The sequence below is a fragment of the Streptomyces sp. V3I8 genome (assembly GCF_030817535.1).
In the GTDB taxonomy this organism is placed as follows: domain Bacteria; phylum Actinomycetota; class Actinomycetes; order Streptomycetales; family Streptomycetaceae; genus Streptomyces.
In genome coordinates this window covers 2,627,616-2,639,831 of record NZ_JAUSZL010000002.1, presented here as the reverse complement: position 1 = coordinate 2,639,831, position 12,216 = coordinate 2,627,616, and the positions used below count along the sequence as shown (strand labels likewise).

10 protein-coding genes and 1 pseudogene are annotated in these 12,216 nt (G+C 72.9%); 4 read left to right on the top strand and 7 right to left on the bottom strand.

Annotated features, from left to right (window positions below; translation table 11 throughout):
- Position 1: 1 nt before the first annotated feature.
- Together QFZ75_RS11445 and QFZ75_RS11440 are read left to right on the top strand one after the other, a co-directional pair.
- The gene (locus tag QFZ75_RS11445) at positions 2–1,033 is read left to right on the top strand and encodes an ABC transporter ATP-binding protein (RefSeq protein ID WP_307536175.1); all 1,032 of its coding nucleotides are present in this window, start codon (positions 2–4) and stop codon (positions 1,031–1,033) included.
- A 9-nt stretch (positions 1,034–1,042) separates the two neighbouring features.
- Positions 1,043–1,847: pseudogene (locus QFZ75_RS11440) on the top strand (maleylpyruvate isomerase family mycothiol-dependent enzyme).
- A 151-nt stretch (positions 1,848–1,998) separates the two neighbouring features.
- Here the strand turns inward: QFZ75_RS11440 and QFZ75_RS11435 are convergent.
- The 7 genes from QFZ75_RS11435 to QFZ75_RS11405 form a co-directional block, all read right to left on the bottom strand.
- Complete coding sequence (locus tag QFZ75_RS11435; RefSeq protein WP_373465844.1) at positions 1,999–2,661, bottom strand: LAETG motif-containing sortase-dependent surface protein; 663 nt, start codon at positions 2,659–2,661, stop codon at positions 1,999–2,001.
- A gap of 172 nt (positions 2,662–2,833) precedes the next feature.
- Positions 2,834–3,958: an LOG family protein gene (locus QFZ75_RS11430; RefSeq protein WP_307536170.1), complete on the bottom strand. Its 1,125-nt coding sequence runs from the start codon at positions 3,956–3,958 to the stop codon at positions 2,834–2,836.
- A gap of 58 nt (positions 3,959–4,016) precedes the next feature.
- Entirely contained in the window at positions 4,017–4,424 is a 408-nt protein-coding gene (locus tag QFZ75_RS11425; protein ID WP_307536168.1) for a VOC family protein, read from the bottom strand.
- 192 nt (positions 4,425–4,616) lie between these two features.
- A complete protein-coding gene (locus QFZ75_RS11420; RefSeq protein WP_307536166.1) occupies positions 4,617–6,467 on the bottom strand; it encodes a hypothetical protein in 1,851 nt (616 codons plus the stop codon).
- Positions 6,449–7,240 carry an ABC transporter ATP-binding protein gene (locus QFZ75_RS11415; RefSeq protein WP_307536164.1) on the bottom strand — a complete coding sequence of 264 codons (792 nt, stop codon included), beginning with the start codon at positions 7,238–7,240 and terminating at the stop codon, positions 6,449–6,451. The genes QFZ75_RS11420 and QFZ75_RS11415 overlap by 19 nt, the downstream gene beginning before the upstream one ends.
- A gap of 274 nt (positions 7,241–7,514) precedes the next feature.
- A complete protein-coding gene (locus QFZ75_RS11410) occupies positions 7,515–8,912 on the bottom strand; it encodes an aspartate aminotransferase family protein (protein ID WP_307536162.1) in 1,398 nt (465 codons plus the stop codon).
- Positions 8,897–9,412: an Lrp/AsnC family transcriptional regulator gene (locus QFZ75_RS11405; RefSeq protein ID WP_307536160.1), complete on the bottom strand. Its 516-nt coding sequence runs from the start codon at positions 9,410–9,412 to the stop codon at positions 8,897–8,899. The genes QFZ75_RS11410 and QFZ75_RS11405 overlap by 16 nt, the downstream gene beginning before the upstream one ends.
- A gap of 232 nt (positions 9,413–9,644) precedes the next feature.
- Between QFZ75_RS11405 and QFZ75_RS11400 the strand changes: the two genes are divergently transcribed.
- A complete protein-coding gene (locus QFZ75_RS11400; protein ID WP_307536158.1) occupies positions 9,645–11,081 on the top strand; it encodes a gamma-aminobutyraldehyde dehydrogenase in 1,437 nt (478 codons plus the stop codon).
- 274 nt (positions 11,082–11,355) lie between these two features.
- The gene (locus tag QFZ75_RS11395) at positions 11,356–12,204 is read left to right on the top strand and encodes an SGNH/GDSL hydrolase family protein (RefSeq protein ID WP_307536156.1); all 849 of its coding nucleotides are present in this window, start codon (positions 11,356–11,358) and stop codon (positions 12,202–12,204) included.
- Positions 12,205–12,216: the final 12 nt, after the last annotated feature.

The following is a 12,216-nucleotide window of genomic DNA, read 5'->3' as shown; positions in this document are numbered from 1 at the left end:
CATGCTGGAACTGGAGAGGGCGACCGTACGGTTCGGCGGACGGGCCGTGCTCGACGACGTCGGACTCGATGTCGCCGAGCACGAGATCGTGTGCGTCCTCGGGCCCAGCGGCAGCGGCAAATCGACCCTGCTCAGGACCGTCGCCGGGCTCCAGCGGCTGGACGGCGGGCGGGTGTTCCTGGACGGCCGCGACCTCGACGGCGTGCCCGCGCACAAGCGGGGCGTCGGCCTGATGTTCCAGGACCACCAGCTGTTCCCGCAGCGGGACGTCGCCGGCAACGTGGCCTTCGGGCTGCGCATGCACGGTGAGCCCAAGCAGCGGCAGGCCGCGCGCGTACGGGAGTTGCTGACGCTCGTGGGGCTGCCGGACTCCCACCGGCGGGCCGTCGCCTCCCTCTCCGGCGGCGAGCAGCAGCGCGTCGCCCTCGCCCGTGCCCTGGCTCCCCGGCCCCGGCTGCTCATGCTCGACGAGCCGCTGGGCCAGCTGGACCGCTCGCTGCGGGAACGGCTGGTGGTCGAACTGCGCGGACTCTTCGGCGAGCTGGGCACCACCGTGCTCGCCGTCACCCACGACCAGGGCGAGGCCTTCGCGCTCGCCGACCGGGTCGTCGTGATGCGGGACGGGCGGATCGCCCAGTCGGGTACGCCGCTGGAGGTCTGGCAGCGTCCGGCCGACGAGTTCGTGGCCCGGTTCCTGGGCTTCGAGAACGTGGCCGGGGCGACCGTCTCCGGCGAGACCGCGGACACCCCCTGGGGCAAGGTGCCGGTGCCCTCCGGCTCGCAGCAGGGCGAGGTCACGCTGCTCGTCAGGCCCGCGGGTGTGCGGCTCGTACCGGTCGCCGACGGGCTGCCCTGCACCGTGGCCGCACGGACCTTCCGGGGCACCCATGTCGCCGTACAGCTGCAGCCCGGGGGCGCGCCGCGGCTGGAGGCGGCGTGCGCGCTGCGGGACGCGCCGGAGGCCGGGGAAGAGGTCGGGGTGGCCTTCGACGCAGCCGAAATCGTCGTACTCGGCAGGAGCGCCGCCTTCTAGGGTGCGGCCATGACGTCACTGGGGCACGACCGTCACTGCGACGAGGTCGTCGGGCCGACCGCGCTGCTGCGGGCCCACCTGACCGGGGCCGACCTGGGTGCGACCGTGCCGACATGTCCGGACTGGACGCTGCGGCAGCTCGCCGTGCACGTGGGCGAGTCGCACCGCTGAGCCGGGCACATCGTGCGCACGGGTGCGACCGAGGAGGTGTCACCCGGGGACGTGGCGGGCTCTCAGGGGCCCGCGGACAGCGACCCGGCCGCACTCGACGCCTGGCTCGCGGAGGGCGCCGAGCCGGCCGCAGGGGCCTTCCGGGCCGCCGGGGCCGACGCCCCGGCCCGGTCCTGGGCGTAGGAGCGCACGGCCGGGTTCCGGGCGCGGCGGATGGCGCACGAGACGGTGATCCACCGGGCGGACGCGACAGGCACCACCGGAAGGCCGGGGCGCCGTTCGAGGTCGCGCGGGACCTGGCGGCCGATGCGGTCGACGAGTGGCTGGAGATCGTCCGGTTCGGACCGCGGACGGATCCCGACGATCCGCTGCGGGAGCTGCGGGGCGCGGGACGCAGCATCCACCTCCACGTCACGGACGCCGGCGCCGGGACGGGCCCGGAGGCCGAGTGGGTCATCGAGTTCGACGACGAGGGGTTCGACCGGCGCGCGGTCACGAGAAGGCGACGGTGGCCCTGCGGGGGCCGCTGACGGAGGTGCTGCCGGCCTTCTGCCGGCGGCTGCCGGTGGAGGACGGCCGTCTGCAGGTGCTGGGGGAGCGGGAGCTGGTGGACTCCTGGCCGGAGCGGGCGTCGTTCGGCTGAGGGGCTCGCCGGGGGCGTGACGCCGGCCTGCGGGCCCGGCGGGCCGGCCGCGCGGTTCCCCGCACCCCCGACGGGGCCGGGCAGGACTGCGGCCCGCCCCCTCGGTGAGGGGACGGGCCGCAGCGGGTACTGCCGGTGTGACGGGGTGGGGTCAGCGGTTGTTCGCCGCGCCCCGGCGACGCAGGGCGAACATCACGCCGGCGCCGGCCGCCACGAGCGCGGCCGCGATGCCGGCGATCGCACCGGTGTTGGAGCTCGAACCGGTCTCGGCGAGGTTGGAGTCACCGGCGGGCGAGGGGGTGTTGTCCCCGGTCTCCGCGGCGGGGGTGCTCTCCGACTCCGACGGCTCCGAGGACTGCTCCGGCTCCGAGGGCTTCGGCTCCGACGGCTTGGAGGGCTCCTCCGAGGGCGACGGGGTCGCCGGCGGCGTGGACTCGTCCGACGCCTTGCAGGCCTCGGCCGGGGTGACGAGGTTGGGCTTGATGTCCTCGTCGACCTGGTTGCCGGCCTTGACGTGCACGCGGTAGGTCGCGTTCGGCTTCCAGTCCTCGGAGAAGTCGACGGTCACGCCTTCGCGCGTACCTTCGACCACCTGCGGTTCACCGACCTGCTTCTCGTCGGCACCGTTCGACTCGAGGAAGACAGTGATCGTGGCCTTGACGCCCGACGGGTCCTTGTCGGTGACGCTGATGACGCCCTTGGTGCCGTCGCACTTGGCGACGGCCGAGAACTCACTGATGTTGCAGGCGAGCGCGTTGCCGGCCAGGCCGAGCGTGAGCGCGGCCGAGGCGGAGGCAACTCCGAGAATGCGCACGGAACGTGCGGTACGGCGAGATATGGACACGATTGCCCTTCACGGGATGCACAAAAACGAGGGGGGTGGTGGAGGTTGCTGTGAAACAGCAACCCCAGACGCCTCACAGGTTTATTGGGCACCGTCTCCGGTTGTCAATCCGTGTGTCCGTCTTGCCCCTTGGCTTTAGGTTTCATTTACGTGACAGGCGGTCCAGCGCCTCCGGAGCGTCCTCGATCCGGTCCACCAATGTGATGCGGGACTCCATCGGCCGGTCGCGGGCCAGGGCTTGGAGGAGCGGCCACGCCGGCAGGCGTTCCGTCCAATGGACGCGGTCCACCAGGACCATGGGAGCGGGCTCGCCGCGTGACTCGTAGTAGTTGGGGGTCGTGTTGTCGAAGATCTCCTGGACCGTGCCGGCGGCGCCCGGCAGGAAGACCACGCCCGCGTTCGAGCGGGCCAGCAGGCCGTCCTCGCGGGTGGCGTTGGCGAAGTACTTGGCTATGTGCGAGGCGAAGGCGTTCGGCGGCTCGTGCCCGTAGAACCAGGTGGGGATGCCCACCGAGCCGTTGCCCCGCGGCCAGCGCTCGCGCACCTCGAAGGCACCGCGCGCCCAGTCCGTCACCGACGGCACGAACGAGGGCGCCTTGGCGAGCAGTTCGCACGCCTCGTCCAGCATGCCGTCACGGTACGGGGCCGCGTACGCGCCGAGGTTCGCGGCCTCCATCGCGCCGGGGCCGCCGCCGGTGGCGACCGTGAACCCGGCGCGCGCCAGCGCACGGCCGAGCCGGGCCGCGCCCGCGTACGTGTCCGTGCCGCGGGCCATGGCGTGACCGCCCATCACGCCCACCACCCGGTCCCCGCGCAGGAGTTCGTCGAGGGCGTCGGAGACGGCGTCGTCGTGGACGGAGCGCAGCATCGACGCGTAGATGTCCCCGTCGGCCCCGGTCCGCCGGAACCAGTCGTACGCGAGGGCGTCCGGCGTGGCCTCGTACCCCTCGTCGAGGGACGCGAACAGCTCCTCGGGCGTGTAGAGACGGCCGCGGTACGGGTCGAACGGCAGGTCGGGGAGGGGCGGGAAGACCAGGGCGCCGTCGGCGCGGACCTTCGTCGCCGCGTTCTCCCGCATCGGGCAGCCCAGGAAGACGGCGCCCGTGGTGTCGCTGGCGAGCAGCTCTCTCGTACGATCCGTCAGATCGACTGCCTGGACGCGGAATCCGGCGAGGGTGCCGCGGGCCGAGACGGTCGCGTCGAACTCCTCGATCGTCTCGATCTCGCGGTCACCATGGTGGGCCACATGGGCGGGACTGGTCTGCACCCGCCCATGTAAGCACGGCCCGTCCGGACGCGGGCGGGTGATGCGGCCCCGGGGCGGTTCAGCCCTGGACGGCCGCCGGGTCCATCCACATGACCTCCCAGGTGTGGCCGTCCGGGTCGTCGAAGGCACGCCCGTACATGAAGCCGTGGTCCTGGGTCTCGCCGCTGGCCGAGCCGCCCGCCGCGATCGCGCCGTCGACCAGCCGGTCCACCTTCTCGCGGCTCTCGGCGCTGAGACACAGGAGCACCTCGCTGGTCTTCGTCGAGTCCGCGATCTCCTTCTTCGTGAAGTCCGCGTAGCGCTGCTTGTTCAGCAGCATGGCGACGATCGTGTCGCTGATGACGACGGACGCGCAGTTCTCGTCCGAGAACTGCGCGTTGATGGTGTAGCCGAGCTCCGTGAAGAACTTCTTCGACACCTCCACGTCGTTCACGGCCAGGTTCACGAAGATCATCTGCTGGTACATGTGGGGTCCTCCGTCGGGGTGTGTCGCGGTTCGGAGGGGTGGACCGGGGGGCGTGCGGAAAGTCATCGGTCCGCGCGAACTTTCTTCCGTCTTTTCTTCTGTGCTTCTGTGCTTCTGTGCTTCTGTGCTTTTCTCGCGTCTTTGCTCCCGTACGCGGGCCGACGGCTTTCCGCGTGCTCCCGGGCGTGCCGCTCAGCGGGCCAGCGGCAGGGCCGCGAGCTGTGCGATCGCCCAGGTCAGCGGGGTGAGGATGATCAGCAGGGCGCCGGCGCGGAGGGCGGCGGCGATGCGCAGGGGCCCGGCGGGCGCACCGATTCTCACCAGGGCTTCCGTGACGCCGGAGCGTGCGTTCCTCGCCTCGACCGCGGTGGTCAGGAGCGTCGCCACGGTGCACCCGGCGACCAGCAGCGCGCCGAGCGTGGTGAGGGGACCGATGTCGGAGCGCGTGCCGGCGGACAGCACGGCCGTGGCGTACGCGCCCGACGCGACCGCGCACACCACGCCGAGCGGGCGGCCGATACGGGTCGCCTCCTCCATGAGGACGCGCCCGGCGAGCAGGCGCAGGGCGCCGGGCCGTGCGGTCTGCAGCAGCCTGCCGCTCAGGTGGGTGAGCGCCGGGCCGGCGAGCGCCAGCCCGATCGCGGTCAGCACCCAGCCGACGAGCACCCCGAGGCTCCCGCCGGTGAACCCGCCGGGCAGCGCGGGTCCGCCCCCGGCGGGCGCGGTACGCCCCGCGTACGCCGTCTCCACGGCGACCCCGAGGGCGAGCACCGCGGCCCCCCAGGGGAGACCGCCGGGGGCGGGGAGGGGGGCGAGGGGGTGGTGGTGGGGGTCGAGGAGGTGGCGCGCGGAGGTGCCGGCGGCGGCCGGGCGGGCCGGGGGGTCTGCCCGGCCCGCGCGGGCCGGGCCTCCTGTGCTGCCTGCGCCGCCTGTGCCGGTCGCCACAACGGCGCCGTACGGTGCGCCGGAGCCGCCGGAGCCGCCGGAGCCGCCGGAGCCGCCGGAGCCGCCGGAGCCGGCAGGGCCGGCAGGGCCGGCAGGGTGGGAGTGGGGCGTGTGCCGGTCGGTCGCGTCAGCCGTTGCGGCCGGGGGCGGCGGGACGGCCTGGTCACTCGCGTCGGTCGCCGGCAGGTCGTGGGCGTCCGGGTGGGGGGCGGTTCGTACGTCGGCGCGGGCGCCCGCGCGGCGGGGGACGTCCAGCGCGACCACGTCGGCCGGCGCCTGCGGGGTGTGGCGCCCGGCCTGCTCGGGCCGCTCGCCCCGGTCGCCGGGAGCGTCCTGCGCCCCGGCCGCACCGTCACGGCCGGAATGACCGGGACGCTGCGGGTCCCGCCCGGTGTCGTCGCGGTCGGTGCGACCGGCGCCGGGCCGGTCCTCGACGGCTGCGGCTCGGTCGAAGCGGGCGCCCGGGGCCGCATCCGGGCGGGCGCCGAAACGGCCGTACGTGCCGGAGCCGACCCGCTCCGTCGAGCGGCCGTAGCCGCCGAAGCCGGTCAGGCGGCCCGGGCGGCCGCTCGGGGTGGGAGGACGCGGGCCCCGCGCGCGCAGCACCAGCGCGCTGGCCGTCGACGCGGCGACCGGCACCAGGGCCAGCAGCGTGAGCGCGGCGGGCAGCGGCAGCGGCTGGTCCGCGGCCAGGAGCCCCGCCGCCTCGCCGTCGAGGGGGAGGCCGGTCCGACCGCCGCGCAGGTGCAGGAAGAACAGCAGGGCGACCACCGAGCCCAGCGTGCAGGACACGGCGGTGGAGACGGCCGTGAGCACCATCAACTGCCCGGGGCCGAGCCCGATCGCCGCCAGCCCCGCCCGGGGCCGGGTCGCCGGGTCGGTCCGGGCGACGGCCACCGCGAACTGCACGGTGGCCGCGATCGGCACGAGGCACCACGCGAGCCGCAGCACGGCTCCGGCGGACGCGTCCGGATGCCCCAGCGCGTATCCCAGGGTGCACAGCAGCAGGAAGCCGGTGCCGGCGGACGCCGCGGCCACCAGGAGCCTGCGGAACTGGACGGCGGGGCGGGCCCCGCGGACTAGGCGGAGAGCGAGCACGCGGCCCGGCCTCCCCTCTCGGTGGACCCGGTGGACCCGGTGGACCCGGTGGGCGCGGTCGGCCCGGTGGGTCCGGCGACCGGCGGCAGGTGCACGGTGTCCACGCGCCGCCCGTCGAGCAGCGACACCGTACGGTCGGCGAGCGCCGCCGTGTCCGTGTCGTGCGTGGCGAGGACGACGGTGATCCCGTGCGAGCGCGCCGCCGTGGTGAGCGTACGCAGCACCTGGGCGCGGTCCGCGCGGTGCAGCGGCGCGGTGGGCTCGTCGGCGAAGATCACGGTCGGCGCGGGCGCCAGGGCGCGGGCGATGGCCACACGCTGGCGCTCGGCCTGCGTCAGGGCGTACGGGCGTGTGCGGGCGCAGTCGCCGATGTCGAGGCGGTCCAGCCACTCCAGGGCGGTCGTCCTGGCGCGCCGGCGGTCGACACCGCGCAGCATCAGGAGCAGGGCCGTGTTCTCCCAGGCGTTCAGCTCGGGGACGAGGACCGGCGTGGGGTCGATCCAGCCGAAGCGGTCGCGGCGCAGCCGCTCGCGGGCGGACGGTCCCAGGGTGTGCAGGGCCGTGCCGTCGAACCCGACCTCGCCCTCCTGCGCCAGGAGCTGTCCCGACAGGCACCGGAGCAGGGTCGTCTTGCCGCTGCCGCGCGGACCGCCGACGGCGAGGATCTCCCCCTCGCGCACCCCGAGCGAGACGCCGGTGAGCGCGGGTGAACCGTGGTGTCTGACGTGCAGGGCGCGCGCCCAGAGCACCTCGTTGTCCGGCGGAGCCACCATCGCGTACACCTCTTCAGATCTGACGTGCGCTGCCCGCGCGGCCTCGGAAGGCCGCCCGGTCCCCCGGCCGGGGGAACGAAGGCAGGGCCGATCGGTCACTGGGCACGCTAGGGAGTCGGGGCCCGGAGGCCGGACAGCACGCGGCCCCGGGGCGCCCATTCTCACTCGAACGGGCGCCACCGGGGCCGGTGCACATCACAACTTCAGCTCATCGGAACCGGGTCCGGCCGTTCGGCCGAACGGGGCCGGTCCGGGCCGGCCGGGGCCGCCGCGGTCACAGCTTCGCCCAGGCCTCCGTCAGCACCTGGCGCACGATCCCCTCGATCTCGTCGAACGTCGACCGGTCCGAGATCAGCGGCGGCGACAGCTGGATGACCGGGTCGCCGCGGTCGTCGGCGCGGCAGTAGAGCCCGTACTCGAAGAGCTTCTTGGAGACGAAGCCGTAGAGCACGCGCTCCGACTCCTCCTCCGTGAAGGTCTCCTTGGTGGCCTTGTCCTTCACCAGCTCGATGCCGTAGAAGAAGCCGTTGCCGCGGACGTCGCCGACGATCGGCAGGTCGTGCAGCTTCTGGAGGGTGGACAGGAACGCGCCCTCGTTGTCCAGCACGTGCTGGTTGAGGTTCTCGCGCTCGAAGATGTCGAGGTTGGCGAGGCCCACGGCCGCCGACACCGGGTGGCCGCCGAAGGTGTAGCCGTGCAGGAAGGTGTTGTCGCCCTGGTAGAACGGCTCGGCGAGCCGGTCCGAGATGATGCAGGCGCCGATCGGGGAGTAGCCCGAGGTCATGCCCTTGGCGCAGGTGATCATGTCGGGTACGTAGTCGAACTTGTCGCAGGCGAACATCGTGCCGAGCCGGCCGAAGGCGCAGATGACCTCGTCCGACACGAGCAGCACGTCGTACTGGTCGCAGATCTCGCGCACCCGCTGGAAGTAGCCGGGCGGGGGCGGGAAGCAGCCGCCCGCGTTCTGCACCGGCTCCAGGAAGACGGCGGCGACCGTCTCCGGACCCTCCATGAGGATCTGCTCCTCGATCTGGTCGGCGGCCCAGCGGCCGAAGGCCTCGGGGGAGACGCCGGAGCCCTGGTCGAGGAAGGCGGGCGCGCGGTAGATGTTGGTGTTCGCGACCTTGTGGGCGCCGGGGACCAGCGGCTCGAACGGCGCCTTCAGCGCGGGCAGGCCGGTGATGGACAGGGCGCCCTGCGGGGTGCCGTGGTAGGCGACCGCGCGCGAGATGACCTTGTACTTGGTCGGCTTGCCCTGCAGCTTGAAGTACTGCTTGGCGAGCTTCCAGGCGGTCTCGACGGCCTCGCCGCCGCCGGTGGTGAAGAAGACCTTGTTCAGGTCGCCCGGAGCATGGTGCGCGAGGCGCTCGGCCAGCTCGACGGCCTTGGGGTGGGCGTACGACCAGATCGGGAAGAAGGCCAGCTCCTTGGCCTGCCTGGCGGCGGTCTCGGCCAGCTCGGCGCGGCCGTGGCCGGCCTGGACCACGAACAGGCCGGCCAGACCGTCGAGGTAGCGCTTGCCCTTGTCGTCGTAGATGTAGGTGCCCTCGCCCCGCACGATCGTGGGGACGGGCGCGTCCTGGTACGAGGACATGCGGGTGAAGTGCATCCACAGGTGGTCGTACGCGGTACGGCTGAGGTCCTTGGCAGTCACGGCTATCGGGTTCCCCACATGTAGGTCTGCTTCTTGAGCTTCAGGTAGACGAAGCTCTCGGTGGAGCGCACGCCGGGCAGGGCACGGATGCGTTTGTTGATGACGTCCAGCAGGTGGTCGTCGTCCTCGCAGACGATCTCGGCGAGGATGTCGAAGGAGCCCGCGGTCATCACCACGTACTCGACGTCCGGCATGGCCGTCAGCGCGTCGGCCACCGGTTCGAGGTCGCCCTCGACGTTGATGCCCACCATCGCCTGCCTGCGGAAGCCCACGGTGAGCGGGTCCGTGACGGCGACGATCTGCATCACGCCCTGGTCGAGCAGCTTCTGGACGCGCTGGCGCACGGCCGCCTCGGAGAGGCCGACGGCCTTGCCGATCGCGGCGTACGGGCGCCGGCCGTCCTCCTGGAGCTGCTCGATGATGCCGAGGGAGACGGCATCCAGCTGGGGGGTGCCGTTCCTGGACTCGCGGGAGTCCTTGGGGTCTGCGCTTCGACTGGCCACGGGCTCACTGTGCACGAGGGTTCGTCGGTTCCGCAAGGTCTGATCGATGAAATTCGTTGTCTACGAGTTCTCAGCCTGCGGATTTCGCAGTTCTGGGGTCGGTGGGGGTATTGAAAACGTCGGGGTGAGGATTAGGGTGGGAGCCCAGGCGTCTCAGTCAGTGGACAGCTGGGACGTGGAACGGCCGTGAAACCGCGGCAGGGCATTCACAGGACATCCGTAGGACATCCGACAGGAGGGCCGGGCAGTGAGCACCGAGCTGCGTCGTCTGCGCAATTACATCGCCGGAGAGTTCCGCGATGCCGCCGATGGACGGACCACGGAGGTGGTCAACCCCGCGACGGGCGAGGCGTACGCCACCGCGCCGCTGTCCGGCCGGGCCGACGTCGACGCCGCGATGGAAGCCGCCGCCGCGGCCTTCCCCGCCTGGCGCGACCGGACGCCCGCCGAGCGGCAGAAGGCCCTCCTCAGGATCGCGGACGCCTTCGAGGAGCGCGCCGAGGAACTCATCGCGGCCGAGGTCGAGAACACGGGCAAGCCGATCGGGCTGACGCGGTCCGAGGAGATCCCGCCGATGGTCGACCAGATCCGCTTCTTCGCGGGCGCGGCGCGCATGCTGGAGGGCCGGTCGGCCGGCGAGTACATGGAGGGCCTGACCTCGATCGTGCGGCGCGAGCCGGTCGGCGTCTGCGCACAGGTCGCGCCCTGGAACTACCCGATGATGATGGCCGTGTGGAAGTTCGCCCCGGCGCTCGCCGCGGGCAACACGGTCGTGCTCAAGCCGTCCGACACCACCCCCGCCTCCACGGTCCTGATCGCCGAGATCATCGGCTCGATCGTCCCCGAGGGCGTCTTCAACGTCCTCTGCGGCGACCGTGACACCGGCCGCCTGATGGTCGAGCACAAGATCCCGGCCATGGCGTCCATCACCGGTTCCGTACGGGCCGGCATCTCGGTGGCAGAGTCCGCCGCCAAGGACGTCAAGCGGGTCCACCTGGAACTGGGCGGCAAGGCGCCCGTCGTGGTCTTCGAGGACACCGACATCGCCAAGGCCGTCGAGGACATCTCGGTGGCCGGCTTCTTCAACGCCGGCCAGGACTGTACGGCCGCCACGCGCGTCCTCGTCCAGGAGTCGATCCACGACGAGTTCGTGACCGCGCTCGCCAAGGCCGCCGCCGACACGAAGACCGGGCAGCCGGACGACGAGGACGTCCTCTACGGCCCGCTCAACAACCCGAACCAGCTCAAGCAGGTCAGCGGCTTCGTCGAGCGCCTGCCCGCCCACGCGAAGGTCGAGGCGGGCGGCCACCGGGTCGGCGAGAAGGGCTACTTCTACGCCCCGACCGTCGTCTCCGGCCTGAAGCAGGACGACGAGATCATCCAGAACGAGGTCTTCGGCCCGGTCATCACCGTCCAGTCCTTCACGGACGAGGCGCAGGCCGTCGAGTGGGCCAACGGCGTCGAGTACGCCCTGGCCTCCTCCGTCTGGACGAAGGACCACGCGCGCGCGATGCGCATGTCCAAGGTCCTCGACTTCGGCTGCGTGTGGATCAACACGCACATCCCGCTGGTCGCGGAGATGCCGCACGGCGGCTTCAAGCGGTCCGGGTACGGCAAGGACCTGTCGGGCTACGGGTTCGACGACTACACGCGGATCAAGCACGTCATGACGTCGCTGGGCTGAGCGCCCGGCAGGCGGGACGGGGGACGCGCCTCGTGCGCCCCGGGCGGACATCGGCCACCCGGGGCGCACGTGTCTCGGCCGCCGAGGGCGAGGCTCGCGCAGCCCGGGCCGCCGCCCCTGCCCGGCCCGCCTCTGGAGGCCGTGACACCTCCGAAGCCTCCGATGTCTTCCACACCCCCGGCCTTCCGGCACCCTGCAGCCTCTTGTCATACTCAACAATGCGAATAGGCTACTCGGTGTCCATCGAAGGACGACGGTGAAAGGTGGGCACCCCGTGTCCGAGAGCGGATGTCTGCGGTACGTCGCCCTGGGGGACAGCCAGACCGAAGGGCTCGGCGACGGGGACGACGTACTGGGGCTGCGCGGGTGCGCCGACCGGCTGGCGGAGGAGCTCGCCGGGCAGAACCCGGACGTGCTGTACGCCAACCTCGCCGTCCGCGGGCGCCTCGCCGGGCAGGTGCGCGCGGAACAGCTCCCGCCGGCCCTCGCGCTCCGTCCCGACCTGGCCACCGTGGTCGCCGGCATGAACGACCTGCTGCGGCCCCGCTTCGACGCGGACGAGGTGGCGGGACACCTGGAGGCGATGTTCGCCGCGCTGACCGGGCAGGGCGCCCGCGTCGCGACGGTCACCTTTCCGGACATCGGCCGGATCACCCCGCTGGCCCGGCCGCTCGGCCGCCGGGTCCTCGCCCTCAACTCCCGCATCAGGGAAGCGGCCGGACGCCACGGTGTGGCCGTCGCCGACATGTCCGCCCACGCGGTGATGACCGACCCCCGGCTGTGGAGCCCGGACCGGCTGCACGCGAGCCCGCTCGGTCACGCGCGTATCGCCGCCGCGGTCGCCCACGCGTTCGCCCTGCCGGGCAGCGACGACACCTGGACGCTGCCGCCGGCCCCCGACCCGTCGTCGGTACGCACCGGTCTGCGCGCCGTCGGCGCGGAGCTGCGCTGGGCCGGCGGGTTCCTGGGGCCCTGGCTCCTGCGGCGGGTGCGGGGCTGTTCGTCGGGCGACGGACGGCAGGCCAAGCGGCCGGGTCTGCTCCCGCCGGTGCTCCTTTCGCCCGCGCCGGACGGCGGCGGCCCCGGCCGCGGCGATCGCGTCCTCGACCGGCCGAACGGCTGAGCGACGCGGTGT

What these genes read in the sequence shown, in the direction of transcription:
- QFZ75_RS11445 (WP_307536175.1), top strand. Translation starts at nt 2, where the DNA reads ATGCTGGAACTGGAGAGGGCGACCGTACGGTTCGGCGGACGGGCCGTG.
- QFZ75_RS11425 (WP_307536168.1), bottom strand. Translation starts at nt 4,424, where the DNA reads ATGTACCAGCAGATGATCTTCGTGAACCTGGCCGTGAACGACGTGGAG.
- QFZ75_RS11415 (WP_307536164.1), bottom strand. Translation starts at nt 7,240, where the DNA reads ATGGTGGCTCCGCCGGACAACGAGGTGCTCTGGGCGCGCGCCCTGCAC.